The organism is Azospira sp. I13 (genome assembly GCF_003112695.1).
Taxonomy (GTDB): domain Bacteria; phylum Pseudomonadota; class Gammaproteobacteria; order Burkholderiales; family Rhodocyclaceae; genus Azospira.
The window spans coordinates 193,587-220,072 of record NZ_BFBP01000013.1 but is presented as its reverse complement, the minus strand read 5'-3'; the positions used below and the strand labels follow the sequence as shown (position 1 = coordinate 220,072).

Here is a 26,486-nt window from a genome sequence, read left to right as displayed (position 1 = left end):
AATATGTCACATTCCCTTGATCTCCAGGCCGAAAGCGGCGAGAACGCGCGCCCCCGTGCCAGCGTCGCCATCGCCTTCGTACGGGGAATGCTGGCTCCGGCCATGGGCCGAGGCCAGGACCCGACACCCTGGCTGACCGCCGTGGGCCTGGCGCCAGCCTGCCTGGAGGACGAAAAGGCACGCATTCCCCTGGATCGCTACGCCGCGCTCTACAACGAAGTGGTGGCCGCCCTGGACGACGAGGCCTTCGGCCTTTTCGCCGCCCCCTTGCGCGCCGGCACCCTGGAGTTTCTCTGCCGCGCCGCCATCACCGCCCCCACCCTGGCCCAGGCCCTGGACCGCTGCTGCCGCTTCCTGCGTCTGGTGCTGCCGGAGCTGGAGGTGCGGGTCATTCACCGGCAAGGCACGGCGCTACTGGAAATCAGGGAGGCCACCCCCCTGGGGGCCGGCCGCGTCTTTGCCTTCGAGTGGCTGCTGCGCCTGCTGCACGGCCTGGCCTGCTGGCTGGCCGGCCGCGGCGTGGCGCTGGATGGCGTGGATTTTCCCTATCCCCGCCCGGCCCACGCGGCGGACTACGACCTGATCTATACCGCCAGCAGCCGCTTTGACGCCCCCGTGCTGGAAGCCAGCTTTGCCGCCAACCTCCTGGAACTACCGGTGCGGCGGGACGAAGCCGCCCTGCTGCGTTTTCTCGATGGTGCTCCCGGCAAGATCACCACCCTCTATCGGCGGGACCGGGAAATGGTGCAGCGGGTCAGGGATACCCTGCGGGACGCCCTGCCGGAACTACCGGACCTGGAAGCCGTGGCCCAGCGACTCAACCTGTCTCCCCGCACCCTGCACCGCCGGCTGGAGGAAGAAGGCTCCGGCTTTCGCACTATCAAGGATGCCCTGCGGCGGGATCTGGCCCTGTCGCGCCTGACCAAGACCAGCCAGCCCCTGGGCCAGATTGCCGCCGATCTGGGCTTTGCCGATCCTTCCGCATTTTTCCGTGCCTTCGTTTCCTGGACCGGCACCTCGCCCAGCCAGTATCGCAAACGCCTGCGGGCCCAGAAGGAGCAACCCGGGGCACCCCGAGTAACGCCTCAGGCCTGAGTATCCACCGCTGCACCGGCAACGGCCGCAACGGCCCCGGCAGTATCGCCCGCCCCCGCGAGGCTGCCCACGTCGGTATAGGCCTGGGTGGCACTGGCAACGCTGGCAACAATATCGCCGCCCTGCCCCATCAGCTTATCCAGCTTGTCCATGCTTTCCTGGATGCTACGCATGTCCTTGTCCTGATGCCCGAGCTTCTGCTTGAGCAGGGCTGCGACCACCTTGAGCACCTTGCGTGCCTCCTCCAGCGCCTTGCGCAATGCCTTGTCGGCATCGGAGGCACCGTTTCTCTTGGCGGGCTCGGAACTGCCCTGGCTATCGCCAGTTTTCCGTTCTTCGCCTTTCGCCTCCGGGTCGGTGGAAGCTACGGCGGCAGCCTCCGCTTCGGCCTCGGCGGCCGCACCGCTGGTCGCTGCGGCGGATTCCTCTGCAGTGGCGGCGTCTTCGCCAGCAGCGGCGTCGCCCGTGTCGGCTTGCGCCGCGGCGGCGGTGGCCTGGGCTGCGGCAGTCCCCTGCCCGACGGCATCCGTCGCCCCTTGGGCGGCGTCGGCGCTGCTGGCGGCATTGCTGATATTGGTGCTGTTGCTGACCGACGGATTGCCCGCCGCGGCATTGCTATTGCCACCGAGATTGCCGGCCAGGGAGGCCAGTTCCTTGGCGATACCGCGGACCTGACGGGCCAGGGCCTTGGCCTGCTCCGGCGTCGCGCCAATCAGCATGGACTTGAGCATTTCCAGGCGCTTTTTCAGCATGTCCGCTTTCTCGGCGGCGGCCCTCTTTCGGGTTTCCTGTGCTGACGGCATGGAGCGCAGCTGTTGCAGCAAATCCCGCATCTGCTGGGAACGCTCGGATTGCCGCTTGCTCTGTTCATCCTCCTTGGGCGTCAGGATGGACTGGGCCAGGGCCTTGGCACGCTCCTGCACCCCCTGCGCCGCTCCCTGCTGCTCGGTGCGCTTGCTGGAAACAGGGGTGAGGGTAGCCCAGTTATGGGATGTAATTTTCACGGAAGGGAATCGGCGGGAAAGGCATGGGTCATTAACGGCAATATGCCGGCCGACTTGACCCATGGCAAGCCAGGCTGCGAACGAAAGCCCTCAGCCCGGGCTATGGTGGCGTGTGCGGCAGGCCGGCTGGCTCCCCCGCCAGGAGTATTGGGAACCCCCTGGAGATGCCCGCCTGGCGCGGACCTTCAAACCACCTTGCCGTGCAGCTGCTGTTGCGCAGCGGCGAAATCCCCGGTAGCCAGGCGAGGCCAGGCCAGCAGGCAGCGGTGGATGGCAGCATCGATTTCCTGCTGTTCTTCAGCCCGGGGCCGGTGCAGGACGAAATCCACCACCTCCTGTTGTAGCTTGAGGCTGCGGGGGTGGCCAATGCCCAGGCGCAGGCGCCAGAAATTGGGAGTACCCAGCTGGGCCTGGATGTCCTTCAGGCCATTGTGGCCACCATTGCCCCCCCCTTGCTTGAGGCGAATGGCGCCGGGCAGCAGGTCCAGCTCGTCGTGCACCACCAGGATTTCTTCCGGCGCGATCTTGTAGAAGCGGGCCAGAGCTGCCACGGCGTGGCCAGAACGATTCATGAAGGTGGTGGGCTGCAACAGCCATACCTCGCCGGCCCGGGCGGCCAGGCCGAGAAATTTGCTCTGGGGCGCCAGGCTCACCTTCAAATCCCGGGCCAGGCGGTCGACAAACCAGAAGCCGGCGTTATGGCGGGTATCTTCATACTCAGCCCCGGGGTTGCCCAGGCCGACGATGAGGCGGGGGATGGTCATGTGGATGCGGACTCCCAAAAAGAAAACCGCCGCAGGGGCCGAAGCCCGGGCGGCGGTTATTTGAGCTCAGCGAACTGAGACTCAGGCAGCGGCGCCTTCGCCTTCGGCGCTGGCAGCACCGCGCACGGCCATGATGGTGGCCAGAACGGGGTTGTCCTGGCCGTGCTGCACCAGGGTCACGCCCTTCGGCAGCTTCAGGTCGGCGGCATGCACGGAGTGGCCGGCAGCCAGATCCTTCAGATCCACTTCGATGAACTCGGGCAGATCGGCGGCCAGGCAGGTCACTTCCACTTCGTTCAGCACGTGGGAGACGATGCCGCCACCCAGCTTGACGCCAGGAGCGATGTCGGCGTTCACGAAGTGCAGGGGCACCTTGGTGTGCAGCTTCTGGTTGGGATCAACGCGCTGGAAGTCCACGTGCAGCACGATGGCCTTGTAGGGGTGAGCCTGGTAATCACGCAGCAGAACGGATTCTTTCTGGCCGTTGATGTTCAGGTTGATCAGGGAAGAGTGGAAGGCTTCCTTGCGCAGGGCCAGGTAAATGGCGTTGTGGTCCACCTCGATGGAGATGGGGGCAGCGGTACCACCGTAAACGATGCCCGGGACCTTGCCGGCACGACGCAGGCGGCGGCTCGCTCCGGTGCCCTGCAGGGTGCGCTGTTCGGCGTTGAATTCAAAGATCATGATGACTCCAAAGTTAAAACCCTGACCGCGACCAGCCAGGGGGTTGAGAAAAACTTATTCGATGAACAAGGAGGATACGGAATCCTCGTTGCTGATGCGGCGAATGGTTTCGGCCAGCAGGTCGGCCACGGAAAGCTGGCGGATGCGGCTGCAGGACATGGCGTCATCCCGCAGGGGGATGGTGTCGGTGACCACCAGTTCGTCCAGGTCGGAAGAATTCACCCGTTCCACGGCAATGCCGGAGAGTACGGGGTGGGTACAGTAGGCCACCACCTTCTGGGCGCCGTTGGCCTTGAGGGCAGTGGCGGCCTTGCACAGGGTGCCGGCGGTATCGACGATGTCGTCCATGATGACGCAGGTACGGCCGTCCACTTCGCCGATGATGTTCATCACTTCGGAAACGTTGGCCTTAGGGCGGCGCTTGTCGATGATGGCCAGATCGCACTCCAGGCGCTTGGCCAGGGAACGGGCGCGGACCACGCCGCCGTGGTCGGGGGAGACCACCAGCAGGTTTTCGTGGTTCTGCTTCTGGATGTCATCGAGCAGGATGGGCAGGGCGTAGACGTTATCTACGGGGATATCGAAGAAGCCCTGGATCTGTTCGGCGTGCAGGTCCATGGTGAGGACCCGGTCCACCCCGGCGGCGGTCAGCAGATCGGCCACCAGCTTGGCGGCAATAGGCACCCGGGAAGAGCGGGAGCGACGATCCTGGCGGGCATAGCCGAAATAGGGAATGGCAGCGGTGATACGGCCGGCGGAGGCGCGCTTGAGGGCATCCACCATCACCAGCAGTTCCATCAGGGTATCGTTGGAAGGGGCGCAGGTGGATTGCAGGATGAAGACGTCGTGGCCCCGCACGTGCTCTTCGATCTCGACGCTCACTTCACCGTCGGAGAAGCGGCCTACATTGGCGCGGCCCAGGGGACGACGCCCCAGGCGGGAAACGACGTCGGCAGCCAGCTTGGGATTAGCGTTGCCGGTAAAGACCATCAGGCTGTTGAAAGCCATAGAGGCGCCCCCAGAATGCAAGACGGGCAGGTGGATACCTGCCCGTTTTCTCGAAATATGGCTGGGGAGGAAGGATTCGAACCTTCGCATGCCGGAATCAAAATCCGGTGCCTTAACCAACTTGGCGACTCCCCAGTAACTGCTCTGGCGCTACCTGGGTGAAACTCAATACCCAGACAACGACTGGAAATCGATGCTTGCCTCCGGCCTTGCTGCCGCCGTGTGACTAGCGAGGCGCGGATAATACACAAAATTTTCGGGAGGGGCAAATTTTGGCGAAAAATTTTCCTCCCGCCGGCTTCAACCCGCCAGTGACTGCAGGGGGTGCTCAGCCAATCCCGCCGCCACCCAGCCCCGAAAGCCTTCGGGCAACTGAGCCAGGGCGGCTTCGGCGGCAATGCGCTCGGCGAACTCGACAAACACGCAGGCGCCAGAGCCGCTCATGCGGGCCTGGCCGAAGCGGCCGAGCCAGGTGAGGTGCTCGGCCACCGCAGGATAGCGGGCGCAGGCCACGGCTTCCAGATCGTTACCCCCCATGCCGGGCCGCCACGCGGCGGCAGAGATGGCCGGCGTATCCCGCTTCAGTTCCGGGGCACGGAAGATATCCAGCGTCGGCACGGCCACCGGCGGCTCCAGTACCAGATACCAGGCCGGAGGCACTTCGATCCGGCCCAGGGACTCGCCGACGCCTTCGGCAAATGCGGCATGGCCGAAAATAAAGATAGGCACATCGGCCCCCAAGGCCAGACCCAGCTCCTGGAGGCGCGACCGGGAAAGGCCCAGCCCCCATAAATGATTGAGGGCCAGCAGCACGGTGGCGGCATCGGAGCTCCCCCCCCCCAGACCGCCCCCCATGGGCAACCGCTTCTCCAGGCGGATATCCACCCCCTGATGGCAAGCACTTGCTTCTTGCAAGGAGCGGGCAGCCCGCACCGTTAAATCGGCGGCCTCGGGTACGCCAGGCAAGGGGGTGAGCAGTCGTACCTGCCCGTCCGTCCGAGGGGAAAAATGCAGGGTGTCGCCGTAATCGACGAAACGGAAAGCTGTCTGCAACAGATGGTAGCCATCAGTCCGCCGGCCTACCACGTGGAGAAAAAGATTGAGCTTAGCCGGAGCCGGATAGGCGCTGGACCAGCCCCAGTCTGCCTGTGGGGCGCTCATGGCGTACTCCAGGTATCGATGCGCAGTTTCAAATCCAGCTCCTCGCCCCGATGTATGGTCAGCCGCTGGGGCAGGGCCCGGGCATCCAGGCTGTCACCATAGTCGTATTCAATACGCCAGCTTTCGGCACGGAGTTCCAGCAGGCGGCCCTGGGCATCATGGCGGCCCTCGCCTCCCGGCGACGGACGGCCCAGCAACCAGTCGGCCAGGGCAGCAACCGGCAGGGGGTAGCCGAGCACATCAGCCACCAATTGGTCGGCACTCTCCGCCTCGTAGGTCTTCTGCTCCGCGGTGACGAGGCGCGCCATTCCCGGACGGCTCTGGATTTCCGCCGCGCCCTGGCCGAAGGGATTCATGAGGAAGATGTCGTCGCCCTGAGGACTGTGGTTCCAGGCCATTTTCCCCGAATAGCTGCCGTCGGCATGGCGCAGGGAAAACCGCCCTTCCATCTGGAAGGACCGCACCGACTCCCGGGGAAGGCTCGGTGAGTGGAGGGGCGGAGGGGTGGCACAGCCGGCCAGCATGAACAGGAATAGGGCGGCGAGCAGGCTCCGCCAGCCCCGGCGCTTCGACAAGACGTACAACACGGCGTTCAGGGCAGGAATTTCTTGGCAGCGGCGGCCAGGGCCTCATTATCGGGATTCAGCCGCACCGCCTCGCGCAGGACACGCCGGGCCTCGTCCTGGCGGCCCAGCACCCACAGCACCTCGCCCAGGTGGGCGGCAATTTCCGGGTCTTGCCGTATTGCGTAGGCTTTTTGCAACTGGCTCAGGGCACCGCTCAGGTCGCCCTGGCGGTAGAGCACCCAGCCCATGCTGTCGATGATGAAGGCGTCGCCCGGCGACAGGGCCAGGGCCCGGGCCACCAGTTCTCGCGCTTCCTCCAGGCGCAGGTTGCGCTCGGCGAAGGTATAACCCAGGGCATTGTAGGCATGGGCATTGTCCGGCTGCTGGGCGATGACCTGGCGCAGGCGCTCCTCCACCAGCTCCACTTTGTCCAGGCGATCTGCCACCAGGGCGGAGTCGTAGAGCAAATCAGGATTGCCGGGGTGCTTCTTCAGGAGCTGTTCCAGGAGCTCCAGGGCAGCCGGGAACTGCTTGGCATCGCGCAGCAGCTGGGCTTCCACCTGGCCAAAGGCCACCCGCTGGGACGGATGGATGGCAGCGGCTTGCTGCAGCACCAAGCGGGCGTCCCCCAGCCGCCCCTCCCGGGTCAGCAGGACTGCCTGCCGGTTACGGGCGCTGACGAAGGAATCCCCGAGGCCGACCTGGGCGTAGTAGTCGATGGCGGCACGATCTTGATGGCGGGCCTCCATGACCTGCCCCAGGTAGTAATTGACCACGCCCCGGTCACCGAAATCCAGCTCCAGGAGGTGCTTCAGCTGGGCCTCGGCGGTATCCAGGTCATTCTGCTGCAAGGCCAGGATGGCCACCGGGTAGACCACTTCGACATTATTCGGGAAATCCCGCAGCAGGCGGCGGAACTCGGCACTGGCATCCGCGTAGCGCTTGTCGCCCACGTAGGCCCGGGCCAGATGCAGACGAACATCCTTGGCTGCCGGGTAGCGCCGCAGATAGCGCTCCAGCAGGCTCACCACCTGGGCTGGGGCCTCACTCGCAGTGATCTGGGCCTCCAGCAGCACCGGCGATTCCCATTCCGGCCGCAGCTCCTGGGCCCGGCGCACGCTGCTCAGGGCCTGGGCCCGGTCACCATTGGCCAGTGCTGCCTGGGCCAGGGCGTAGTGGGCTTCGGCTACCTGGCCGTAGGGTGCGGTCACCCGCTCGATCAGGCGGAACACCGCCGCCTTGTCCTGCTGGCGGACAAACATGCGGTTCAGGCGCACCAGATTATCGGCCAGGTTGTCCTTGTCCTGCTCCAGCAGGCGGACCAGATGGGGCTGCAATTCATCGATGCGGTTCAGCATCACCATGACCCCAACCAGGGTCTGGCGAGCTTCGGTGGATTCGGGCTCGGTCTCCACCCAGAGCTGGGCCAGCTCGTAGGCCACATCTAGGCGCCGGGTAAAGCCCGCCACCTCCACGGCCCGGGCCAACACCTGGGGATCCCGGCTGCGCATGGCCAGTTCGGCGTAGACGGAAAGGGCCAGTTCGCCGTAGCCGCGACGCAGCCCGATCTCGGCCAGCAAAACCTGATACGCCACCTGGCCGGCGGGCAGTTCCGCCGCTGTCAGGGGCAGCACCGGCATGGACTGGGTGCGCTCGGCCTTGGCCGGAACAGTACGGGGCTTGACCGCAACAGGCGCAACGGGCTCGGCAGCGAGGGCGGCATTGGCGGCAAACGCGCCAAGCAGGACAGCAAGGGGCAGGATTTTCATGGCGGTTCCGGGCACCGGCAAAGGCGACCGCAGTGAGCGGCTTTCGCTTAAGATTCAGTGCCGCATGTTAGGCAGTTTTCCTGACCGCCACAAGCCGAAGGCCCGGCGTATCGCCGCTTTTTACCCTTCACTCATCCTTCATTCACCCATCATTGACCCCGCTGCCCGCCATGCCCGAGCTCCCCGAAGTCGAAGTCAGCCGTCTGGGCCTGTTGCCCTACCTGCCCGGCCAGACCCTGGAAAAGGTCATTCTGCGCGCCCCGCGACTGCGCCATCCCCTGCTGCCGGCCCTGGCCGAACGCCCCGTGGGCCGCCGACTGGAACGGGTGGAGCGGCGGGGAAAGTATCTGCTCTTCGACTTCGAAAGCAGCCGAGGCGGTGGCTGGATCATCCTGCACCTGGGCATGTCCGGCAGCCTGCGCTTCGTCGCTCCCGATACTCCGCCCGGCCCCCACGACCATGTGGACCTGCTCTTTGCCGGGCGTACCCTACGTTACCGGGACCCCCGCCGCTTCGGCACCCTGGTCTGGGTGGATGGCCCCGACGTGCTGCAGCATCCGCTCCTGGCAGTGATGGGGATCGAACCCCTGACTCCGGAATTCGACGGCGCCTGGCTTTACGCCGCCACCCGCAAACGCCAGAGCCCGATCAAGCAGTTCCTGATGGATGCCCACACCATTGTCGGCGTCGGCAATATTTATGCGGCGGAAAGCCTCTTCCGGGCCCGCATCTCTCCCCTCACCGCAGCCGGCCGCCTGAGCCGCCCGCGCTGCGAGCGCCTCGCGACCACGGTACGGGAAGTCCTGAGCGAGGCCATCGCTGCTGGCGGCAGCAGCGTGCGGGATTACGTCCATAGCGACGGGGGTGCCGGCAGCTTCCAGCTCATCGTCGCCGTCTATGGCCGGGAAGGGGAGCCCTGCACGATTTGCAGCCGCCCCGTGCGGCGAATTGTTCAGGGCGGGCGCAGCACTTTCTACTGCCCCCACTGCCAACGCTGAAGCCGCGCCGCACGACTTGCGCCTACCGTCCGTCGCCTGAACTAAACCAGTGCTGGCACAAGCCTCGCCAGCGCGTTGATTCCATTTAGCATTGTGGGGTAGAGTAGGCTTCCATTTTTGTCGCCGGTGCTGCCATGCCGAATACCCTTGCCCAGAATTTCGCCGCCTACAGTCAATGGCGGACGAGCCTGTCGGAGAACATCGAGCATTTCCGCACCTGGCTGGCCGACAATGAACTGGGAGACGCCCAGAGTGAGTTGCGTCTCACCCAACTCCTTGATCGCCTGCGGGAAGATCGCCTCAACGTGGCTTTCGTGGCCGAGTTTTCCCGGGGCAAATCGGAGCTGATCAACGCCATTTTCTTCGCCGACTACGGCAACCGCATGCTGCCCTCCTCCGCCGGACGCACCACCATGTGCCCGACGGAGTTGATGTTCGATGCGGAAAAGGAACCAGGCATCGAGCTGCTGCCCATCCATACCCGCGCCAGCAATGCCGGCATTTCCGAATACAAGCGCTTCCCCAATGAATGGGAAACGGTGCCGCTCAATGTGGATTCTCCGGAAGCCATGCAGGAAACCCTGCGTCACGTCAGCGAAGTCACCCGGGTGGACCGGGAGACGGCGGAAAAGCTCGGCTTTCCTGTCGGTGAAGACGACGCCGCCACCTACCGGGTGGGCGAAGACGGACTGGTGGAAATCCCCCGCTGGCGCCACGCCGTCATCAATTTCCCGCACCCCCTCCTGCAACAGGGCCTGGTGATCCTGGATACCCCGGGCCTCAACGCCATCGGTGCCGAACCGGAACTGACCCTCTCCCTGCTGCCCAACGCCCACGCGGTGCTGTTCATCCTGGCGGCGGATACGGGCGTTACCCAGTCCGACCTGGCTATCTGGAAAGACAACATCGGTGCCGGCGGCAACCGCAAGCGGGGTCGCCTGGCGGTGATGAACAAGATTGACGCCCAGTGGGACGAGCTCAAGACCGAAGAGGAAATCAATGCCGAGATTTCCCGCCAGGCCAATAGCTGTGCCAGCATTCTCGAATTGCCGGTGAACCAGGTTTTCCCGGTTTCTGCCCAGAAGGCCCTGGTGGCCAAGATCAATGGCGACGAGGCCCTGCTGGCCCGTTCCCGCCTACCCGAACTGGAGCGGGCCCTCTCCGAGGAGCTGATCCCGGCCAAGCAGGACATCGTCCGCGACAACACGGAAAGCGAATTCGGCGACCTTCACCTCCGCATCCGGGGTTTGCTGGATTCCCGCATGGTGGGCCTGAAAGAGCAGCTGACCGAACTCACCGAACTGAAGGGCAAGAACAAGGGCGTCGTGGAATACATGATGGCCAAGATCAAGACCGAGAAGGAAGAGTTCGAATCCGGCCTGCAGCGCTACTACGCAGTGCGCAGCGTCTTCTCCACCCTGACCAACAACCTCTTCGCCCACCTGGGCCTGGATGCCCTGCGCAGCCTCACCCACGACACCCGGGAAGCCATGCAGGCGGCCACCTTCTCCCGCAGCCTGTCTGATTCCATGAACCACTTCTTCTCCGTTTCCAAGGAGAACGTGCGCAAGTCCGGCAAGGAAATCAGCGAAATCCTGGAGATGATGGAAGCCATCTACAAGAAATTCAGTGTCGAGCATGGCCTCAAGCTGGGTGCCCCCACCCAGTTCAACCTGATGCGCTACGAAAAGGAACTCGACCGGCTGGAGCAGTGGTGCAATACCCACCTCAACACCATGTTCCAGCTCCTGGTGCACCAGAAGGGCAACGTCACCCAGAAGTTCTTCGAGGAAGTCGCCGTGCAGGTACGCCGCGCCTTCGAACACGCCAACCGGGATGTGGAAATCTGGCTCAAGGCCGTCATGGCTCCCATGGAGACCCAGGTACGGGAGCACCAGATCCAGCTGAAGCGCCGCCTGGAAAGCATCAAACGCATCCACCAGGCCACCGACACCCTGGAAGACCGCATCAGCGAACTCAAGCACATGGAAAGCGCCCTGCGGGCCCAGATCGACGCTCTGCAAGGCCTGAGCAACAAGCTGCAAGACCTGCTCCACCAGACCGAAGACAAGCTGCAGGCAGCAGCCTGAGACCCGGGCGGGTCAGTACCCGCTCCCAGAAAACAAAAAGCCACGGCAATGCCGTGGCTTTTTTGCTGACAGGCTGCCGCAATCCGGAGGGATCGGCGCAGCCCGGAAGCGGGCTCAGGGGCGCTTGTTGCCGGTGAGCTTTTCGTACTTGCCCCACAGCTGGTCTTCGGACTCAGCCACGTCGGGGTTCTTGGGGATGCAATCCACCGGGCACACTTCCACGCACTGGGGAGTGTCGTAGTGGCCAACGCATTCGGTGCACTTGTTGGGGTCGATCTGATAGATCTCTTCGCCCTGGGAGATGGCCTCGTTGGGGCACTCCGGCTCGCACACGTCACAGTTGATGCATTCGTCGGTAATCATCAAAGCCATAGCTGCTTTCCTTCATTCAAGATAGTTCGGAGACTTTTTTCGTCGCCAGCCGCTTTTCCACGACGGGCTGGACGAACTTGCTGACATCCCCCCCCAACCGGGCGATCTCGCGCACCATGGTGGCGGAAATGAACATGTACTGTTCCCCGGGCGTCAGGAATACCGTTTCGACCTCGGGGTACAGATTACGGTTCATCCCCGCCATCTGGAATTCGTACTCAAAGTCGGACACCGCCCGCAGGCCGCGGATGATGACCTTGGCTCCCTGCTGGTGGAGAAAATCCATCAGCAGGCAGGAGAAACCTTTGACTTCCACGTTGCCATAGGGCTGCAGGACTTCCTGGGCCATGGCCACCCGGTCTTCCAGGGCGAAGAAGGGGCGCTTATTCGGGCTGTCGGCCACGGCCACGATGACCCGGTCGAAGAGGCTGGAGGCCCGACGCACCAAATCTTCGTGCCCCTTGGTGAGAGGATCGAAGGTACCGGGGTAGATCGCCAGTCGGTTATTCAGCATCGGCTATGTTCCGCGCCATGAGGTGATAGAAGACCTGCCCGGCCTTGCCGCGCTTCGTTGTCACCCACTCCCCCAGGTTTTCCAGGGGGTGCTCCGCTTCGGCATAGATGAGGCCATCATCCTTCAGCAAGCGGGGCAGGTGGGGCACCAGCTTTTCCAGCCAGCCCTGATGATAGGGCGGATCAAGAAAAACCAGATCGAAACGCAGATCCGTGGAGGCGACGAATTTTAGCGCATCTTCCCGGATTATCTGCAAATTTTCCCCATCCAGCAGCCGGGCGTTGTCCTTCAGGGCGGCAAAGACTGTCGGCGCCCGCTCCACCAGCAGCGAACGGGCAGCCCCCCGGGAAGCCGCCTCGAAGCCCAGGGCGCCACTACCGGCGAAGAGGTCGAGGCAATCCCAGCCTGTCAGATCCTGACCGAGCCAGTTGAAGAGGGTTTCCCGCACCCGGTCGGGTGTTGGCCGCAGCCCCTCGCCATCGGGGAAGGAGAGGACGCGGCGGCGCCATTCGCCGCCAATGATGCGTACCACGTTGTTGCCGGCCCGGGCCTTGGCCGGCCCGGAACGGGCGGGCACCTTGGGAGAACGGAAGCTCACTCGGCGGCCACCTTGACGGTCACCAGATGGGCCGGCTGCACGTGGCGGACAAACGCCGCCTTGATATCGGCGGCCGTCACCTTCTCCACCTTGTCGGCATAGGTATCCAGGTAATCCAGGGGCAGGCCGAAGAAGCCGATCACCGCCACGTTGTCCAGCAGCTTGCGGTTGCTGTCCAGGCGCAGGGGGAAGCCGCCGACAATATTGGCCTTGGCTGCCTGCAACTCCGCCGGAGTCACGCCCTTGGCGAGAAAGTCGGCCAGCACCTCATTGACCACCTTCAGGGCATCCCCAGCCTGAGCGCGCTTGGTCTGCAGACCGATCTGGAAAGGCCCCTGGGCCAGCATGGGCGCAAAGTAGCTATAGGTACTGTAGGCATAGCCCCGGGCATCCCGCACTTCCTTGAGCAGGCGGGAGACGAAACCGCCGCCGCCGAGCACGTAGTTGCCGACCTGCAGGGCAAAGAAGTCCGGATGGCCGCGCGGAATGGCCGGCAACCCCAGCAGCAGGTGGGACTGGCTGGCCGGGTGGGCTACCGTCACCGTGCGGGCATCGGGCAGGGCCGCCGCAGGCAGGGGCGTAGCCGGGCCACCGGCCGGCAGGCCGGCGGTGAGGCGCTCAGCAATGGCGGCAGCTTCCGCTTTGCTCAGATCCCCCACCAGGGTGACGCTGGCCTTGGCGGCGTTGTAGTGGGCTTGCCAGAAGGCCGTGACATCGGCCCGGCTGAGGCTTTCCAGAGACTCCGGCGAAGACAGCCGGCCATAGGGGTGGTTGGGATAGAGGTTCTGCCAGAAGGCCCGGCTGGCCAGGACTTCCGGCTTGGTCAGGGCTTCCCGCAGGCCGACCACGGCGCGGCCACGCTCCCGCTGCAACACGTCTTCGGGGAAACGGGGCTGCTGCAGAACCAGACGCAGGATTTCCAGGGCGCCGTCCCGGGTAGCGGGAGCGGACAGGGTGCGCAGGCTCAGACTGGCCCGGTCCTGGTCGGCACCACCGCCCAGGTTGGCGCCGAGATCGGCCAGGCGGTTGGCGATGGCCGTTTCGTCCAGATCACCGGCACCACCGTCGAGCAGGCCGTGGGTGAAGCTGGCCAGGCCGGACTTGCCCTCGGGGTCCCGGGCACTGCCGGCGGCGAAGTCCACTTGCACGTCCAGCATCGGCAGGGCATGGGTTTCAACGAAATAGACCCGGGCTCCGGAGGGGGAGACCCAATGATCGATAGTGACGCCGGCCTGGGCGGAAGTGCCCAGCAGGGCGGCGGCAAAACAAAGCAGATGGCGCAGTCGCATGGTGTTCAACCTCGCATTAATGGCGGGCGCCGGCAGCGGCGCGGCGGCGGGGGGCCTCATCCAGGGGCTGAGGTTCCAGCAGGCCCACGGTCAGGCTGTCGTCGTTGAAATACTGGCGGGCCACCCGCTGCACGTCAGCAGCGGTAACGGCCTTCAGCTTGTCGATCATGGTATCCACGGCGCGATAGGAGAGGCCGACGATTTCCATCTGGCCGATCTCCATGGCCTGGGCAAACATGGAATCCCGCTTGTAGACCTGGCTGGCCACCAGCTGGGCCCTAGCCCGCTGCAACTCTTCGTCGCTGACGCCTTCGGCGGCAATGCGCGCCACCTCGGCCTTGAGGGCCGCCTCCAACTCCGCCGGGGTATGGCCCTCGGCAGGCGTGGCCATCAGATAGAACAGGGACGGGCCGCGGCTGGTGGTGTCGTAGGCGGAACCGACCCCCTGGGCCAGGCGCTGCTCCTTGACCAGACTGCGGGTCAGCCGGGCCGCATCGTGGCCATCCAGCACTGCTCCCAGCATTTCCAGGGCGTAGGGGTCGCTATCCTTGTTCACATCGCGCAGTACCGGGGCTTTCCAGGCCAGCAGCACCTGGGGCAGCTCCGCCGGCCCCTTCACGGTAATGCGGCGAATGCCCTTCTGGGGCGCCTCGGCGATGGGCTTGCGGGCCTCGATGGCCCGGAACTTGAGCTTGCCGTAGGTTTTCTCCGCCTCCCGGAAAACGGCCTGGTGATCCACGTCACCCACCACCACCAGGGTGGCGTTGTTGGGCACGTACCAGCGGCGATACCAGTCCCGCAGGTCGGTGGCCGTCATCTGCTCCAGGTCGGCCATCCAGCCGATCACCGGGCGGCGATAGGGGTGGGCCTGGTAGGCGGCGGCATTCAGGGCCTCGAAAAGCAGGGACTGGGGATTGTCGTCGGTGCGCATGCGCCGCTCTTCCATGATCACCCGGATTTCCTTGGCGAATTCCTTCGGGTCCAGGGTCAGGTGGCCCATGCGGTCCGCCTCCAGCGCCATCATCTCCGGCAGCTTCTGCTTGGGAATCTGCTGGAAGTAGGCGGTGTAATCGTAGTTGGTGAAGGCATTGTCCCGGCCACCAGCGGCGGCCACCCGCCTGTTGAACTCACCGGGGCCAACTTTCGGCGTGCCCTTGAACATCATGTGTTCCAGGGCGTGAGCCAGGCCGGAGGTGCCATCCACCTCATCCATGCTGCCCACCTTGTACCAGACCATATGCACGGCCGTGGGGGCCCTCCGGTCTTCCTTGACGATGACCTTGAGGCCGTTCTTCAGGGTAGTTTCAAAGGGATTGGCCAGGGCTGCCGAGGCGGACAGCAGGCCCAGGAGCAACAGGGGCAGGGCACGCAGTTTTCGGGGGAACATGGCTCGCTTTCGAGAACTTTATACAAGGGCGCCGTGGCGGCGCGGAAACGGGACCCGTGACAGGAACCGGGGACGAGGTTTGGCGCAATTGAGCAGCGCCCCCAGGGGCGCTTGGGCTAAAATTCGTCTTTTGCTGCGGCGCATATTACCCAGCCGCCGCCCCCCTGTCAGCCGGGGGCACCACTTAGGACTGGACCCTGCATGTTTGGTTTCTTGAAAAGATCCGGCAAGGATGCCGACAACGTTTCCCCCACCGCGGCCGCCGTGGCCCCGGTGCCGGAGCCCATCGACACGCCCCAGGAGTCGCCCGAGAAGGCACTCTCCTGGCGTGAACGCCTCTTCGCCGGCCTCTCCCGCACCCGAGCCCAGCTGGGCGGCAAGCTCAAATCCGTCTTTGCCCGGGGCAAGGTGGACGACGAGCTGCTGGAAGAGCTGGAAACCCTGCTGCTGACCAGCGACGTGGGCATGGACGCCACCCTGCACCTGCTCGATGAACTGAAGCGCCGCGCCAAGCAGGAGAAGCTGGAAGGCGCCGAGGCCATCCAGAATGCCCTGGCCGAAGCCATGGCCGCCATGCTGCAACCCCTGGAACAGCCCCTGCAGGTGGATGGCCACAAGCCCTTCGTCATCATGATTGCCGGCGTCAACGGCGCCGGCAAGACCACCTCCATCGGCAAGCTGGCCAAGTACTTCCAGGGCCAGGGCAAGAGCGTGCTGCTGGCCGCCGGCGACACCTTCCGCGCCGCCGCCCGGGAACAGCTGATGACCTGGGGCGAGCGCAACAACGTGACGGTGATCGCCCAGGAATCCGGTGACCCCGCCGCCGTGGTCTTCGACGCCATCGCTGCCGCCAAGGCCCGGGGTATCGACGTGGTGCTGGCCGACACCGCCGGCCGCCTGCCCACCCAGCTGCACCTCATGGAAGAAATCGCCAAGGTACGCCGGGTCATCCAGAAGGCCGATCCCACCGGCCCCCACGAGGTGCTGCTGGTGCTGGACGCCAACGTGGGCCAGAACGCCCTGGCTCAGGTCAAATCCTTCGACAAGTCCATCAACGTCACCGGCCTGGTGCTGACCAAGCTGGATGGCACCGCCAAGGGTGGCGTCATCGCCGGCATCGCCCGCCAATGCCCCAAGCCCGTGCGTTTCATCGGTGTCGGCGAAGGCATTGATGATCTGCGCCCCTTCGTCGCCCGGGACTTTGTGGACGCCCTTTTCGGCGAGTAAGTCGCCCCATCCAGCCGCCCCATCCGCCAGGACCGTCATGATTTCCTTCTCCGCGGTACACAAGCGCTACCCCACCGGCTATGAAGCCCTGCGGGGCGTGAGTTTCGACGTCGAAGCAGGTGAGCTGGTGTTCATCACTGGCCACTCCGGCGCCGGTAAGACCACCTTGTGCAAGCTGGCCGCCGCCATCGAGCGGCCCACCTCGGGCAGCGTGGTGGTAAACGGCCAGAACCTGGCGGCCCTGCGCAAGAGCGCCATCCCCTATGTGCGGCGCAATTTCGGCCTGGTCTTCCAGGACCAGAAGCTGCTCTTCGACCGCACCGTGCTGGACAACGTGCTGCTGCCCCTGGCCATCGTCGGCCTGCCCCCCAAGGAAGCCCAGAAGCGGGCCCGCGCCGCCCTCGACAAGGTGGGCCTGCTGGAGCGGGAGAAGGCCAACCCCATCGCCCTTTCCGGCGGTGAGCAGCAGCGCCTGGCCATCGCCCGGGCGGTGGTGAACCGCCCGGCCATCCTGCTGGCAGATGAACCCACCGCCAATCTGGATACGGATTCGGCCGCCGACATCATGGAACTCTTCAAGGCCTTCCATCAGGTGGGCGTCACCGTCATCCTCGCCACCCACGACACCCAATGGGTGCGCCAACTCAATCCCCGGGTACTGTGGGTGGAACAAGGCCAGGTCCGCGCTCCGGGCGAGGCACTGCCGGAGGGCAAGGCATGAACGTCTGGCTGACCCAGCATTCCGTGGCCATCAAGGGCGCCTGGCAGCGCCTGCTGGCTTCCCCCCTCAACACTCTGCTCTCCCTGCTGGTCATCGGCATCGCCCTGACCCTGCCGGCTGCCGGCGCCGTGCTCCTGGACAACCTGCGCCAGGCGGCAGCCGGTGTAGCCAGCACCCAGCAGATCAGCGTCTTCCTCAGCCCCGAAGCCAGCCGCAAGGACGCGACGGAGCTGGAATCCCGCCTGCGCCAGGAAGTCTCCGGCAAGGTGCAGTTCGTTGCCCGGGAAGAGGCCCTGAAGCGCCTGCAGGAAACCGCCGGCATGGCCGAACTGGTGGATAGCCTGCCGCGCAACCCCCTGCCCGACGCCTTCATTCTCGAGCCGCGCAATGCCGGCCCCGAGGCCCTGGAAAGCCTGGCCAAGACCCTCTCGGCCTGGCCCAAGGTAGCCCACGTGCAGCTGGATTCGGCCTGGATCAAGCGCTTCGACGCCTTCCTGCGCCTCGGCCGACTGGCCGTGCTGCTGCTGGCAGCCGCCTTCGCCGCGGCCCTGGTGGCTGTCACCTTCAACACCATCCGTCTGCAGATCCTGGCCCAGGCCGACGAAATCGAGGTGGCCAAACTGATCGGTGCCACCGACGGTTTCATCCGCCGGCCCTACTACTACTTCGGCGCCCTCCAGGGCATGCTGGGCGGCGCCCTGGCAGTGCTCCTGGTGAACGGCGGCGTCGCCCTGCTGGCCGAGCCGGTGAGCCACCTGGCCACGCTCTATGCCGCCAGCTTCCGCCTGCACGGCCTGGGGCTGGGCCAGTCGGCCCTGCTTCTCGGTATCGGCGCCCTGCTCGGCTGGCTCGGCGCCCAGCTTTCCGTCGGCCTCTACCTGCGGCAGATCGAACCCAAGTAAGCCCCGGGGAGACTCCCGGGACTACCCCGGCCCCTAGGGCAGCACCAGGGCCAAGGCCAGGGGCAGGAACACCAGGGCTGCCAGGTTGCCGATCATGACGATGGAGGCCACCTGGTCCGGCTCCTGCCGATAGCGTTCGGCGAATACATAGTTGAGCACCGCCGGCGGCAGGGCCCCAAAAATCACCAGCAGCGCCTTCTGCTGCCCTTCCAGGCCCAGCACCAGGGCCGTACCGTAAGCCAGCAACAGACCCACCAGCGGGCGCGCCACGGCACCCCACAGCCCCACTTTCACGGCCGCCAGGCGAGCGCCAGCCAGACGCACGCCCAGGGAAAAGAGCAGCAGGGGAATGGAAACATCCCCCAACATGCGGATCGCCATTTTCAGCGGTGGCCAGAGCGGCATGTGCAGCAGGCTGACTACCAGGCCGGCGAGACTGGCCAGCACCACGGGGATGCGCCACAGGTTAGAGAGGCGGGTATGGTGGTCCAGCAGCCAGGCGCCGAAGGAAAAATGGGCCAGGTTGGAGATCATGAACAGCACCACCGCCGGCCCCAGGGCGGCATCGCCGAAAGCCAGCACCGTCAGGGGCAGGCCCAGGTTGCCGCAGTTGTTGAACATCATGGGCGGCACCAGGGTCTTCGGCGCCACCCCCAGCAGGCGGGCCAGACCCCAGCCGGCGAGACCGGAACCAGCCACGCCCACCACCGCCCCAAGCGCCAGCCCCCAGTTGGCCGCCAGGTCGAAGGACTTGTCGGCCATAGCCGCGAAGACCAGGGCCGGCACGAAGACATCCATGTTGAGCTGGTTGGCGAAAGCCATGTCCGGCTGCTTCTTGCGGCCGTAGAGCCAGCCGAAGAAGACGATGGCGAAGAGGGGAAAGACGATGGCGACGATGCGCAGCAGCATGTCGGCTCCTCAAGCAGGGGCGGTTGGGCAGACAGCTTCAGGCCGCCGGGAGCCCGGCGGCCATGGGGACGAGCCCTGCGGGGAGGCGTTGGCCTCCCCGTTACCGGGGCTTACAGCACGTAGCGGGAGAGGTCCTCGTTGCGCGACAGCTCGCCCAGGCGGGCATCGACGTAGGCACCATCCACGGTCAGCTGCTCGGAACCGGTCTTGCCGGCGGTGAAGGAGATTTCCTCCAGCAGCTTTTCCATCACCGTGTACAGGCGGCGGGCGCCGATATTCTCGGTCTTCTCATTCACCGAGAAGGCGATTTCGGCCAGACGGCGGATACCGTCGGGGGTGAATTCCAGGGTCAGGCCGTCAGTGGACAGCAGAGCCTGGTACTGGCGCGTCAGGCAGGCATCGGTCTGGGTCAGGATCTGCTCGAAGTCAGCGACGGAGAGGGAGTCCAGCTCCACCCGGATGGGCAGGCGGCCCTGCAGCTCGGGGATCAGGTCCGAGGGCTTGGCGAGATGGAAGGCGCCGCTGGCAATGAAGAGGATGTGGTCAGTCTTCACCATGCCGTGCTTGGTCGTCACCGTGGTGCCCTCCACCAGGGGCAGCAGATCCCGCTGCACGCCCTGGCGGGAAACATCGGCCCCCTGGGCCTCGGAGCGGGAGGCAATCTTGTCGATTTCATCGAGGAAGACGATGCCGTTCTGCTCCACGTTCTTCAGGGCCTCGAGCTTCACTTCCTCGTCGTTCACCAGCTTGGCGGCTTCCTCGTCGGTGAGCAGCTTGAGGGCTTCGGGAATCTTCAGTTTGCGGGGCTTTTTGCGGGCGCTGCCCATGCTCTGGAACATGCCCTGAATCTGGTTGGTCAGGTCTTCCATGCCGGGGGGCGCAAAAATCTCGGCCTGCATGGCCGGGGCCGCTACCTCGATGTCGATTTCCTTGTCGTCCAGCTCGCCTTCCCGCAGCTTCTTGCGAAATTTCTGGCGGGTGGCGGAATCCTCGGCACTGCCCTGGTTCTCGTTGTAGAAACCGGCACCCCGGGGCGGAGGCAGCAGGGCATCGAGAATTCGCTCCTCGGCGGCATCCTCGGCACGGCTACGCACCCGCTTCATGGCCTGTTCACGGTGGCCTTTGATGGCGGTTTCCACCAGATCGCGGATGATCGTCTCCACATCCCGGCCGACGTAGCCCACTTCGGTGAATTTGGTCGCTTCCACCTTGATGAAGGGCGCATTGGCCAGGCGGGCCAGGCGGCGCGCGATCTCGGTCTTGCCGACGCCGGTGGGGCCGATCATGAGGATATTCTTGGGGGTGATCTCGTGGCGCAGGGGCTCGTCCACCTGGGAACGGCGCCAGCGGTTGCGCAGGGCGATGGCTACGGCCTTCTTGGCGGCGGCCTGGCCGACGATGTGCTTGTCCAGTTCGTGGACGATTTCCTGGGGCGTCATTTGCGTCATGGCGCTTACTCCAGCGTCTCAAGGGTGAAATTGCGGTTGGTGTAGATACACAGGTCGCCGGCGATTTCCAGGGACTTGCGCACCACGTCCAGGGGCGACAGTTCGGTGTTCTCGATCAGGGCGCGGGCCGCGGACTGGGCGTAGGAACCGCCGGAGCCGATGGCGACGATGCCGTGTTCGGGTTCCAGCACGTCGCCGTTGCCGGTGATGATCAAGGAAGATTCCCGGTCGGCCACCGAAAGCATGGCTTCCAGGCGGCGCAGGGCGCGATCACTGCGCCAGTCCTTGGCCAACTCCACGGCGGAGCGGACCAGGTTGCCCTGGTGCTTTTCCAGCTTGGCCTCGAAGCGTTCGAAGAGCGTAAAAGCATCGGCGGTGCCGCCGGCAAAGCCGGCCAGGATACGGTCGTTATAGAGGCGGCGCACCTTGCGCGCCGTGGCCTTGACGACGATGTTGCCCAGGGTCACCTGGCCGTCGCCGCCCATGGCGACGGAGGTGCCGCGGCGCACCGAGAGGATGGTGGTGCCGTGATACTGTTCCATGGCGTTTCTTCTATGGGGAAAGAGACAAGACCCGCCGCCGGACGGCGGCGGGCGTATTCACTTGCGGGCCGGCTCGATGCGGGCCACGGCATTGACGCCGACCACGGCCAGCAGTTCGAAGACCAGGCGGTTGGCGTTGCGAATGATGACTGCCTTGCCGGCGGTTTTGCAGGGGGTGAGGAGATTGACCAGGGCGCCAGCGCTGACGAAGTCGATGCGCACCACGCTGGTGAAGTCCAGCACCACCGGGTCCCGCCCTTCGGCGAAGGCTTTGAGGTCGGCAAAGCGGGCATTCTTCAGTTCGCCGCTGAGGCAATAGGCTTCCGCCGCCCCTTCGCCGTCGGTACAGGCCGGACAGGACTCTTCCACCACGACCTTTTCCTGAATGCGGGCAGGGTCCCAGGAGGGCGGGGACATTTCGAAGGTGACGGCGTAATCCACCGCCCGCTCCTCGAACTGTTCCTGCAGGCCGGCCCGCTGCAGCAGTTCCAGTTGCAGCAACCAGCATTGGGGATGGGCCGCAGTGCCGGTGACGGCAGCCTCGGCCAGCAGCTTTTCCAGGGCGTCCACCCCGGCCAGTTCCAGCAACTGCTTGCGCTTGGCGGATTGCTGCAGAATTTTGAGGAAGCGCTCGGCCCCCGCGTCGTCCAGCTGCTGCACCTTGGAGAGGTCCAGGCGCTGCTTGGGGTTCTTTTCCAGGGCATCGGCCAGAATGCCGAAAGCCGCATGGTTGCTGCCTTCCATGGCGCCCTTGAAGGTAGCGGTGGGAATGCCGCCGCCGCTCACCGCCTCGGCCTTCTTGGTTTCGCTCCAGGCCGGCGGCGAACGCTCGAAAATGCGGGCAAATTCCAGTTCCAGGTTTTCAAAAGCCTGCTTGTTGCCCTGCAACTGGTAGAAATCGAAGAGCATCATCCACAGGCGTTCGGCCGTCGGGCCGGCACGATAGCGGCCTACGGCGTCTTCCAGGGTGGCCTGGGCCACCCCTTCCTGGCCATTGGCGTAGAGCACAGCGGCCTGTTCCACCACCGCTTCCAGGGGGTCGGCCTCGTGGTCCAGCTCGATGCCGCCGGATTCCAGATCCCCCAGGGAGAGATCGGTGAAATCCAGGGACATGGGATCGTTCGCTTCCTTGGCGACAGGAGCCGGCGCCACCTCAGGCGGCGGCGCACCTTCCGCAGCGGGCGGGGTCGCGGGTGCCTGGGCGGGCACCTTGACCATGCGCACCTCGGGCACCTTGTTGTCTTCGCGATTTTTTTTGAACAGCGAGAAAATCATGGCCTGCTTTCGATTCTGGGCAGTTCTGGGCAGAGAAAGCCGGGATGAAACATCACGACTAGCCGAAGACTTTTATCACACTCCTCCGTCATTTCGCAATCCGGGAGTGGCCCTGGGCCAACAGGGCGCTGCCCGCCCCCAGGGCAACCAGCAGCAGGGCCAGGACCGGCCCGTAGGGCTGATCCAGGACCAGGGCCAGGGCAAAGGCCAGCAGATGGGCGAAGACGCCCAGTCCGCCACCCAGCACCAGGGCGCGACGCCAGCTGCCGGCCCAGGGAGCGGCCGCCAGGGGCGGGATGAAGACCAGGGCAAAGGCCGCCATGACGCCGATGCCGGTGGTGGCCAGGGCCAGCACGCCGGCCACCAGCAAATCGAAGGCCAGATGCAGGCGGCGGGCGGAGCGCCCCCGGGCACGGTAGAAATCCGGATAAAAATGGGACAGCAGCAGGGGCCGGGAAAGCCCTGCCAGGGCTGGCAAGGCCACGGCCAGGGCGCCGAGGGCGGCGAAGAAGTGGCCCTGGTCGGTGAAATACAGCTGGCCGTCGGAAAGGGCGTGGCCCAGCCGTTCGGCCAGGGGCAGGTTGGCCGCCAGCAGCACGGCGACGCCCCAGCCCGCCAGCAGCAGCATGGCGTAGGCGGCGCCGCGCACCGATTCCGCGGCTTCCTCGAAGACGTTCTTCACCCCCGCCGCAAGAAAGGCCGCTGCCGGGCCGCCCAGGGCCAGGGGCCAGCCCAGGGCCATGGCCCCCAGGCCGCCAGCCGCCGCCATCTGGGCGTAGGACAGGGCGGCCAGCCATTCGCCGCGCAGGCGCAGATAGGCGCCGCAGAGGGGCAGCAGCAGGGCAAAGACCATCCCCGTCAGGCAGGGCCAGAGAAAGAGGGGGTCAAACAGCAGTTCCACATTCATGACTCGGCCGCTCCCTTCAGCAGCACCTGGCGCTGGCAGGTGGCGGTGACGAAACGCTCGTCGTGGCTGACCAGCAGGATGCCGGCCCCGGCCGCCGCCCGCTGGGCGATGGCCGCCGCCAGGGCCGCCACGCCGTCCGGGTCCAGGTTATTGGTGGGTTCATCCAGCAGGATCACCTCCGCCGGCGCCTGCAGGCAGGCCCACAGATGGAGGAACTGCAGCTGGCCGCCGGAGAGGCGGTCCAAGCGCTCTTCCAGCCGGCTGGCCAGCCAGGGCGGTAGCCCGGCCGGGGCGGCGCCGGTGAGGGCCAGCAGTTCCCGGCCGTTGAGGGGAATGCCCGCCACCGCCGGCTGGCGCTGGGTCTGCCAGGAAAGGGCGACGCCCGGCGCCCGCAGGATGCTGCCGGCAAAGCAGCGTACGCTGCCGGCCAGGGCGGCCAGCAGGGTACTCTTGCCGGCGCCGTTGGGGCCGGCCAGGCCCAGGACCTCCCCCCGGTGCAGGGCAATATCCACCGGCCCCACCACCGGGCGGCCATAGCCGGCCACCAGGCCGGTCGCTTGCAGCAGCATCATGGGGAAGTCCTCACGCCGTTCATCCCTTATTTGAGGGCGGCCAGCAGCCGCTCCACCGTATCGTCGAAGAGGCTGAACAGATCAGCGGCTTCGGCGGTACCGCCCACCGTGAAGGCCAGGGTGACGGCGGGAATGCCGGCCCGCTCGGCCATCCAGCGGGAGGGGGCATCATACTGATAGGCAGGCCGCAGGACCATGCGGGCCGGTACCGCTTTCTGCCGCGCCAGCATCTCGCTCAGGTAGGCGCTGGAGGGTTCCTGGCCCGGCTTGGGCTCCAGCACGCCGACCTGCTTCAGCCCCAGCCAGGCATTGAGATAGGGGAAGGCATCGTGCTGCACCAGCACCGCCACCCCCTTGAGGGGCGCTGCCCGGTTTTGCCAGCGCGTCAGGGCCGCCTGCCAACGCTCGGCAAAGCTGCGGTAGGCGGCCTGGTAGGCGCCGGCCTGGGCCGGGTCCAGCTGGGCGAGGCGGGCCGCCAAGGCCTCGCCGATTTTCAGGAAGTTGCGCGGATCGGTCTGGATGTGGGGATTGCCGCCGGCATGTACGTCGCCATGGGCCCGATCCAGCACCGCCGGAATATCCCGCATCGCCACCTGGGCCGCCGCCTCGAAATAGCCCGGCTGGCCGGTCTGAATGCGGCTGTTGCCGGATTCCCGCTGCAACAGGGGCAGCCAGCCCACCTCCAGCTCGACGCCGGTGGCGATGATCAGATCCGCCCGCCGCGCCCGGGCAATCAGGGAAGGCTTGGCCTCAATGCGGTGGGGGTCCTGCAGGCCGGTGGTGGCGGTGAACACCGTCACCCGATCCCCGCCGATCTCCTTGGCCAGCGCGCCCCACTCGGGCACCGTCGCCAGGATGTTGAGCGCCGCCTGGGCCGGCAGGGCGGCGGCGAGGAGCAGTAGAAGTAGCAGTCGTTGCATGGACATTCCTTTCAGACGCCGGAAGGGCCTCGCCCATTCCCGGCAAAAATCAGATCACCTGAAAACCGAGCGAGCGCCGGCGAGGCAAGGCGCGAGGGGCCGCCGTGTGCATCCGGCACACAAGGCCCCGAGCAACGCCGCATCGCCAAGCGCAGCCGGTTTTCTAGAATTTGTGGGCGCCGTGGGTGCCTAGCGACATGATGTACTGCAGAATCACCTGGTTATCGGTGACCCCTTGCATGGACTGGTCCCGGGCGAATTGCAGGCGCAGGCGCGCATATTCGGAGGACGACCAATCCACCATCAAGCTGTGCTTCTTCGGCCGGTAGGCGGAGAAGGCAGCATTGCCCGCATCGAAATTGGCATAGGCGCCCGGATCGACGCTGATCTGGCCGCTGGAAAGCCAGTCGTAGCGGTAGCCGACCCGCCACTGGGGCATGAACTGGTACACCGCCTGGGCGTAGCCGCCGCTCTGGCGCGAACGGTAGGCGCTGCTGTCGCTGTTGGCGCAGGCGGCAGTAACGCCATCGGCGCAGCTCAGGCCACCGTCTTCGGTACGGCGGAAGAGTTCGCTCTGGAACTTGAAGTTGCGCACCTTGGGGTTGCCCTCCGGCGCCCATTTCCAGACGAAGTCAGCGATCCAGGTGCGGCTGCGGCCGGTGAACTGGCCCAGCACCTCGCCCAGGCCGGCGGCATCCTCGAAGTGGCTCTGGCGGTTGCTGGCCCGGGTGTTGAGGTAGGACAGTCCGGTGCGCCAGCTGTGGGAGCTACCCACGTCGCCTCCCAGGTTGGCGAAGAGGGCGCCGGAACCGCTGCCGTTCTTGTTGCGGTCAGTGCCGGGGAAGGCATCGCCCCGGCCGGCTTCAGCACCGAGCTGGAAGAACAGGTCGGTAGGCGCCACCCAGCGCACCTGCAGGCCATCCTGGCGGTAACCGTGGCCGCCCCACAGTACCTTCTGCATCAGGGAGGCGTCGGCGAAATCCCACTCGTGGGGATGCTGCACGTTGCTGTAGCCGATGTCGGAAAGGAAGCGGCCACCCTTCACCACCAGGCCATGATCCAGGCCCAGGGTCTGCACACTGGCCTCCTCCACCTCCACCTCGCCGTCGATGATGGCCAGGCGGGCCACGCCGCGGAAGCGGGGATCGATGTTGGCGGAGAACACCAGCTCGGTGTGATCCAGGGAGAAGCCGCGCTTGTCGGCACTTTGGCCGCCGTGGTCGTGGCCGCCAGGGCCCCAGAAGCCGGTGATGCTGCGCTCGTTGATGTCCTTCAGGCGAGCCATCTGGCCTTGCAGGATGAGGGAGACTTCCGGGTTGAAGCTGCTAGCCTGGCCGGGCGGACGCAGGCTGGCCTGTTGCAGCTGGGCGGCTGTCTGGCGGGCCTCGCTGGCCTGGGCGGTGGCGCTGGCAGCCACCTTCTCGGCCTGGCCGGCCTGGGTTTCCGCCTGGGCCAGGCGGCCTTCCAGGGCGGCGATGCGCTGCTCGTAGGCGCTCTGCATTTTCTGCAGCTGCTCGCGCATCTGTTTCAGTTCCCGGGCCAGCTCGGGATCGGTACCGGCAGAAGCGGGGGCGGCGTGGGCCGCTGGCAGCGCCGCGGCCAGAGCCAGCGCCGCGGCCAGAGCCAGGGCGGCGGCCAGGGGCGTCAGCCGGTGAAGGGAAAGACGGGTCATGCTTACCTCGCGGAATAACGGGTGAACGGCAGGTGGAAAGCGGAAAGGAGCGCCCACCTGCCCGGAGAGGCAAGAGGGACGCGGACTTTCAA

26 protein-coding genes and 1 tRNA gene are annotated in these 26,486 nt (G+C 65.6%); 6 read left to right on the top strand and 21 right to left on the bottom strand.

The genetic code is table 11. The features are described from left to right. Nucleotides 1–3: 3 nt before the first annotated feature. Entirely contained in the window at nt 4–1,095 is a 1,092-nt protein-coding gene (locus tag AZSI13_RS13870) for an AraC family transcriptional regulator (RefSeq protein WP_109041763.1), read from the top strand. On the opposite strand, the gene AZSI13_RS13865 is transcribed toward AZSI13_RS13870, so the two are convergent. From AZSI13_RS13865 to AZSI13_RS13830, 8 genes are all read right to left on the bottom strand, one after another. Further along, complete coding sequence (locus tag AZSI13_RS13865) at nt 1,086–2,099, bottom strand: hypothetical protein (protein ID WP_133247320.1); 1,014 nt, start codon at nt 2,097–2,099, stop codon at nt 1,086–1,088. The two genes, AZSI13_RS13870 and AZSI13_RS13865, sit on opposite strands and share 10 nt — an antisense overlap. A 185-nt stretch (nt 2,100–2,284) precedes the next feature. Next, nucleotides 2,285–2,863, bottom strand: a complete 579-nt coding sequence (gene pth, locus AZSI13_RS13860) for an aminoacyl-tRNA hydrolase (protein WP_109041761.1) — start codon at nt 2,861–2,863, stop codon at nt 2,285–2,287. A gap of 81 nt (nt 2,864–2,944) precedes the next feature. After that, nucleotides 2,945–3,547 carry a 50S ribosomal protein L25/general stress protein Ctc gene (locus AZSI13_RS13855; protein WP_109041760.1) on the bottom strand — a complete coding sequence of 201 codons (603 nt, stop codon included), beginning with the start codon at nt 3,545–3,547 and terminating at the stop codon, nt 2,945–2,947. A 54-nt stretch (nt 3,548–3,601) separates the two neighbouring features. Next, the gene (locus AZSI13_RS13850; RefSeq protein WP_109041759.1) at nt 3,602–4,555 is read right to left on the bottom strand and encodes a ribose-phosphate pyrophosphokinase; all 954 of its coding nucleotides are present in this window, start codon (nt 4,553–4,555) and stop codon (nt 3,602–3,604) included. A 58-nt stretch (nt 4,556–4,613) separates the two neighbouring features. Further along, nucleotides 4,614–4,690, bottom strand: a tRNA-Gln gene (locus AZSI13_RS13845). A gap of 165 nt (nt 4,691–4,855) precedes the next feature. Beyond that, nucleotides 4,856–5,716, bottom strand: coding sequence for a 4-(cytidine 5'-diphospho)-2-C-methyl-D-erythritol kinase (ispE, locus tag AZSI13_RS13840; protein WP_109041758.1), 861 nt, complete (start codon nt 5,714–5,716; stop codon nt 4,856–4,858). Continuing rightward, nucleotides 5,713–6,303: a lipoprotein insertase outer membrane protein LolB gene (gene lolB, locus AZSI13_RS13835; RefSeq protein WP_133247319.1), complete on the bottom strand. Its 591-nt coding sequence runs from the start codon at nt 6,301–6,303 to the stop codon at nt 5,713–5,715. The genes ispE and lolB overlap by 4 nt, the downstream gene beginning before the upstream one ends. 5 nt (nt 6,304–6,308) lie before the next feature. Then, on the bottom strand, nt 6,309–8,051 hold the full coding sequence (locus AZSI13_RS13830) for a tetratricopeptide repeat protein (RefSeq protein WP_109041756.1): 1,743 nt from the start codon (nt 8,049–8,051) through the stop codon (nt 6,309–6,311). Between the two features lie 170 nt (nt 8,052–8,221). On the opposite strand from AZSI13_RS13830, the gene mutM reads away from it, so the two are divergent. Together mutM and AZSI13_RS13820 are read left to right on the top strand one after the other, a co-directional pair. Then, nucleotides 8,222–9,049, top strand: a complete 828-nt coding sequence (gene mutM / locus AZSI13_RS13825) for a bifunctional DNA-formamidopyrimidine glycosylase/DNA-(apurinic or apyrimidinic site) lyase (protein ID WP_109041792.1) — start codon at nt 8,222–8,224, stop codon at nt 9,047–9,049. A gap of 134 nt (nt 9,050–9,183) precedes the next feature. Continuing rightward, nucleotides 9,184–11,139 carry a dynamin family protein gene (locus AZSI13_RS13820; RefSeq protein ID WP_109041755.1) on the top strand — a complete coding sequence of 652 codons (1,956 nt, stop codon included), beginning with the start codon at nt 9,184–9,186 and terminating at the stop codon, nt 11,137–11,139. A gap of 114 nt (nt 11,140–11,253) precedes the next feature. Here the strand turns inward: AZSI13_RS13820 and AZSI13_RS13815 are convergent, their stop codons facing one another. From AZSI13_RS13815 to AZSI13_RS13795, 5 genes are read right to left on the bottom strand one after another with little or no spacing between them, the layout of a single operon-like run. Beyond that, nucleotides 11,254–11,511, bottom strand: coding sequence for a YfhL family 4Fe-4S dicluster ferredoxin (locus tag AZSI13_RS13815; RefSeq protein WP_109041754.1), 258 nt, complete (start codon nt 11,509–11,511; stop codon nt 11,254–11,256). A 16-nt stretch (nt 11,512–11,527) separates the two neighbouring features. After that, nucleotides 11,528–12,022 carry a pantetheine-phosphate adenylyltransferase gene (coaD, locus tag AZSI13_RS13810; protein WP_109041790.1) on the bottom strand — a complete coding sequence of 165 codons (495 nt, stop codon included), beginning with the start codon at nt 12,020–12,022 and terminating at the stop codon, nt 11,528–11,530. Continuing rightward, on the bottom strand, nt 12,015–12,602 hold the full coding sequence (gene rsmD, locus AZSI13_RS13805; RefSeq protein ID WP_109041791.1) for a 16S rRNA (guanine(966)-N(2))-methyltransferase RsmD: 588 nt from the start codon (nt 12,600–12,602) through the stop codon (nt 12,015–12,017). Before rsmD ends, coaD begins: the two co-directional genes overlap by 8 nt. Nucleotides 12,603–12,619: 17 nt before the next feature. Then, on the bottom strand, nt 12,620–13,912 hold the full coding sequence (locus AZSI13_RS13800) for a pitrilysin family protein (RefSeq protein ID WP_109041753.1): 1,293 nt from the start codon (nt 13,910–13,912) through the stop codon (nt 12,620–12,622). A gap of 16 nt (nt 13,913–13,928) precedes the next feature. Further along, nucleotides 13,929–15,299 carry a pitrilysin family protein gene (locus tag AZSI13_RS13795; protein ID WP_109041752.1) on the bottom strand — a complete coding sequence of 457 codons (1,371 nt, stop codon included), beginning with the start codon at nt 15,297–15,299 and terminating at the stop codon, nt 13,929–13,931. A 201-nt stretch (nt 15,300–15,500) separates the two neighbouring features. On the opposite strand from AZSI13_RS13795, the gene ftsY reads away from it, so the two are divergent. Genes ftsY through ftsX form a run of 3 tightly spaced genes read left to right on the top strand, consistent with a single transcriptional unit; the run spans nt 15,501 to nt 18,149 of the window. Continuing rightward, entirely contained in the window at nt 15,501–16,526 is a 1,026-nt protein-coding gene (gene ftsY, locus AZSI13_RS13790; protein WP_109041751.1) for a signal recognition particle-docking protein FtsY, read from the top strand. A 37-nt stretch (nt 16,527–16,563) separates the two neighbouring features. Further along, a complete protein-coding gene (ftsE, locus tag AZSI13_RS13785) occupies nt 16,564–17,247 on the top strand; it encodes a cell division ATP-binding protein FtsE (protein WP_109041750.1) in 684 nt (227 codons plus the stop codon). Further along, complete coding sequence (ftsX, locus tag AZSI13_RS13780) at nt 17,244–18,149, top strand: permease-like cell division protein FtsX (RefSeq protein ID WP_109041749.1); 906 nt, start codon at nt 17,244–17,246, stop codon at nt 18,147–18,149. Before ftsE ends, ftsX begins: the two co-directional genes overlap by 4 nt. A gap of 33 nt (nt 18,150–18,182) precedes the next feature. Here ftsX and AZSI13_RS13775 read toward each other — a convergent pair whose 3' ends face one another. The 8 genes from AZSI13_RS13775 to AZSI13_RS17635 all read right to left on the bottom strand — a co-directional run bounded on the left by AZSI13_RS13775 (nt 18,183) and on the right by AZSI13_RS17635 (nt 26,394). Further along, the gene (locus AZSI13_RS13775; RefSeq protein WP_109041748.1) at nt 18,183–19,058 is read right to left on the bottom strand and encodes an AEC family transporter; all 876 of its coding nucleotides are present in this window, start codon (nt 19,056–19,058) and stop codon (nt 18,183–18,185) included. A 110-nt stretch (nt 19,059–19,168) separates the two neighbouring features. After that, entirely contained in the window at nt 19,169–20,506 is a 1,338-nt protein-coding gene (hslU, locus tag AZSI13_RS13770; RefSeq protein ID WP_109041747.1) for an ATP-dependent protease ATPase subunit HslU, read from the bottom strand. A gap of 5 nt (nt 20,507–20,511) precedes the next feature. Then, on the bottom strand, nt 20,512–21,048 hold the full coding sequence (gene hslV / locus AZSI13_RS13765) for an ATP-dependent protease subunit HslV (protein WP_109041746.1): 537 nt from the start codon (nt 21,046–21,048) through the stop codon (nt 20,512–20,514). A gap of 57 nt (nt 21,049–21,105) precedes the next feature. Further along, nucleotides 21,106–22,323: an STAS domain-containing protein gene (locus AZSI13_RS13760; protein ID WP_109041745.1), complete on the bottom strand. Its 1,218-nt coding sequence runs from the start codon at nt 22,321–22,323 to the stop codon at nt 21,106–21,108. Between the two features lie 88 nt (nt 22,324–22,411). Further along, entirely contained in the window at nt 22,412–23,230 is an 819-nt protein-coding gene (locus tag AZSI13_RS13755; protein WP_109041744.1) for a metal ABC transporter permease, read from the bottom strand. Further along, complete coding sequence (locus AZSI13_RS18240; RefSeq protein WP_109041743.1) at nt 23,227–23,802, bottom strand: ATP-binding cassette domain-containing protein; 576 nt, start codon at nt 23,800–23,802, stop codon at nt 23,227–23,229. Before AZSI13_RS18240 ends, AZSI13_RS13755 begins: the two co-directional genes overlap by 4 nt. A gap of 26 nt (nt 23,803–23,828) precedes the next feature. Next, the gene (locus AZSI13_RS13745; protein ID WP_109041742.1) at nt 23,829–24,722 is read right to left on the bottom strand and encodes a metal ABC transporter solute-binding protein, Zn/Mn family; all 894 of its coding nucleotides are present in this window, start codon (nt 24,720–24,722) and stop codon (nt 23,829–23,831) included. Nucleotides 24,723–24,885: 163 nt separating this feature from the next. Next, a complete protein-coding gene (locus tag AZSI13_RS17635) occupies nt 24,886–26,394 on the bottom strand; it encodes a hypothetical protein (protein WP_165833527.1) in 1,509 nt (502 codons plus the stop codon). Nucleotides 26,395–26,486: the final 92 nt, after the last annotated feature.

Coding starts and splice junctions, on each gene's coding strand:
- AZSI13_RS13745 (WP_109041742.1), bottom strand. CDS start 24,722: ATGCAACGACTGCTACTTCTACTGCTCCTCGCCGCCGCCCTGCCGGCC.
- AZSI13_RS13855 (WP_109041760.1), bottom strand. CDS start 3,547: ATGATCTTTGAATTCAACGCCGAACAGCGCACCCTGCAGGGCACCGGA.
- hslV (WP_109041746.1), bottom strand. CDS start 21,048: ATGGAACAGTATCACGGCACCACCATCCTCTCGGTGCGCCGCGGCACC.
- AZSI13_RS13800 (WP_109041753.1), bottom strand. CDS start 13,912: ATGCGACTGCGCCATCTGCTTTGTTTTGCCGCCGCCCTGCTGGGCACT.
- AZSI13_RS13815 (WP_109041754.1), bottom strand. CDS start 11,511: ATGGCTTTGATGATTACCGACGAATGCATCAACTGTGACGTGTGCGAG.
- ispE (WP_109041758.1), bottom strand. CDS start 5,716: ATGAGCGCCCCACAGGCAGACTGGGGCTGGTCCAGCGCCTATCCGGCT.
- pth (WP_109041761.1), bottom strand. CDS start 2,863: ATGACCATCCCCCGCCTCATCGTCGGCCTGGGCAACCCCGGGGCTGAG.
- AZSI13_RS13755 (WP_109041744.1), bottom strand. CDS start 23,230: ATGAATGTGGAACTGCTGTTTGACCCCCTCTTTCTCTGGCCCTGCCTG.
- AZSI13_RS13850 (WP_109041759.1), bottom strand. CDS start 4,555: ATGGCTTTCAACAGCCTGATGGTCTTTACCGGCAACGCTAATCCCAAG.
- AZSI13_RS18240 (WP_109041743.1), bottom strand. CDS start 23,802: ATGATGCTGCTGCAAGCGACCGGCCTGGTGGCCGGCTATGGCCGCCCG.
- AZSI13_RS13820 (WP_109041755.1), top strand. CDS start 9,184: ATGCCGAATACCCTTGCCCAGAATTTCGCCGCCTACAGTCAATGGCGG.
- AZSI13_RS13795 (WP_109041752.1), bottom strand. CDS start 15,299: ATGTTCCCCCGAAAACTGCGTGCCCTGCCCCTGTTGCTCCTGGGCCTG.
- hslU (WP_109041747.1), bottom strand. CDS start 20,506: ATGACGCAAATGACGCCCCAGGAAATCGTCCACGAACTGGACAAGCAC.
- ftsX (WP_109041749.1), top strand. CDS start 17,244: ATGAACGTCTGGCTGACCCAGCATTCCGTGGCCATCAAGGGCGCCTGG.
- mutM (WP_109041792.1), top strand. CDS start 8,222: ATGCCCGAGCTCCCCGAAGTCGAAGTCAGCCGTCTGGGCCTGTTGCCC.
- AZSI13_RS13760 (WP_109041745.1), bottom strand. CDS start 22,323: ATGATTTTCTCGCTGTTCAAAAAAAATCGCGAAGACAACAAGGTGCCC.
- AZSI13_RS13775 (WP_109041748.1), bottom strand. CDS start 19,058: ATGCTGCTGCGCATCGTCGCCATCGTCTTTCCCCTCTTCGCCATCGTC.
- AZSI13_RS13870 (WP_109041763.1), top strand. CDS start 4: ATGTCACATTCCCTTGATCTCCAGGCCGAAAGCGGCGAGAACGCGCGC.
- AZSI13_RS17635 (WP_165833527.1), bottom strand. CDS start 26,394: ATGACCCGTCTTTCCCTTCACCGGCTGACGCCCCTGGCCGCCGCCCTG.
- AZSI13_RS13830 (WP_109041756.1), bottom strand. CDS start 8,051: ATGAAAATCCTGCCCCTTGCTGTCCTGCTTGGCGCGTTTGCCGCCAAT.
- ftsE (WP_109041750.1), top strand. CDS start 16,564: ATGATTTCCTTCTCCGCGGTACACAAGCGCTACCCCACCGGCTATGAA.
- ftsY (WP_109041751.1), top strand. CDS start 15,501: ATGTTTGGTTTCTTGAAAAGATCCGGCAAGGATGCCGACAACGTTTCC.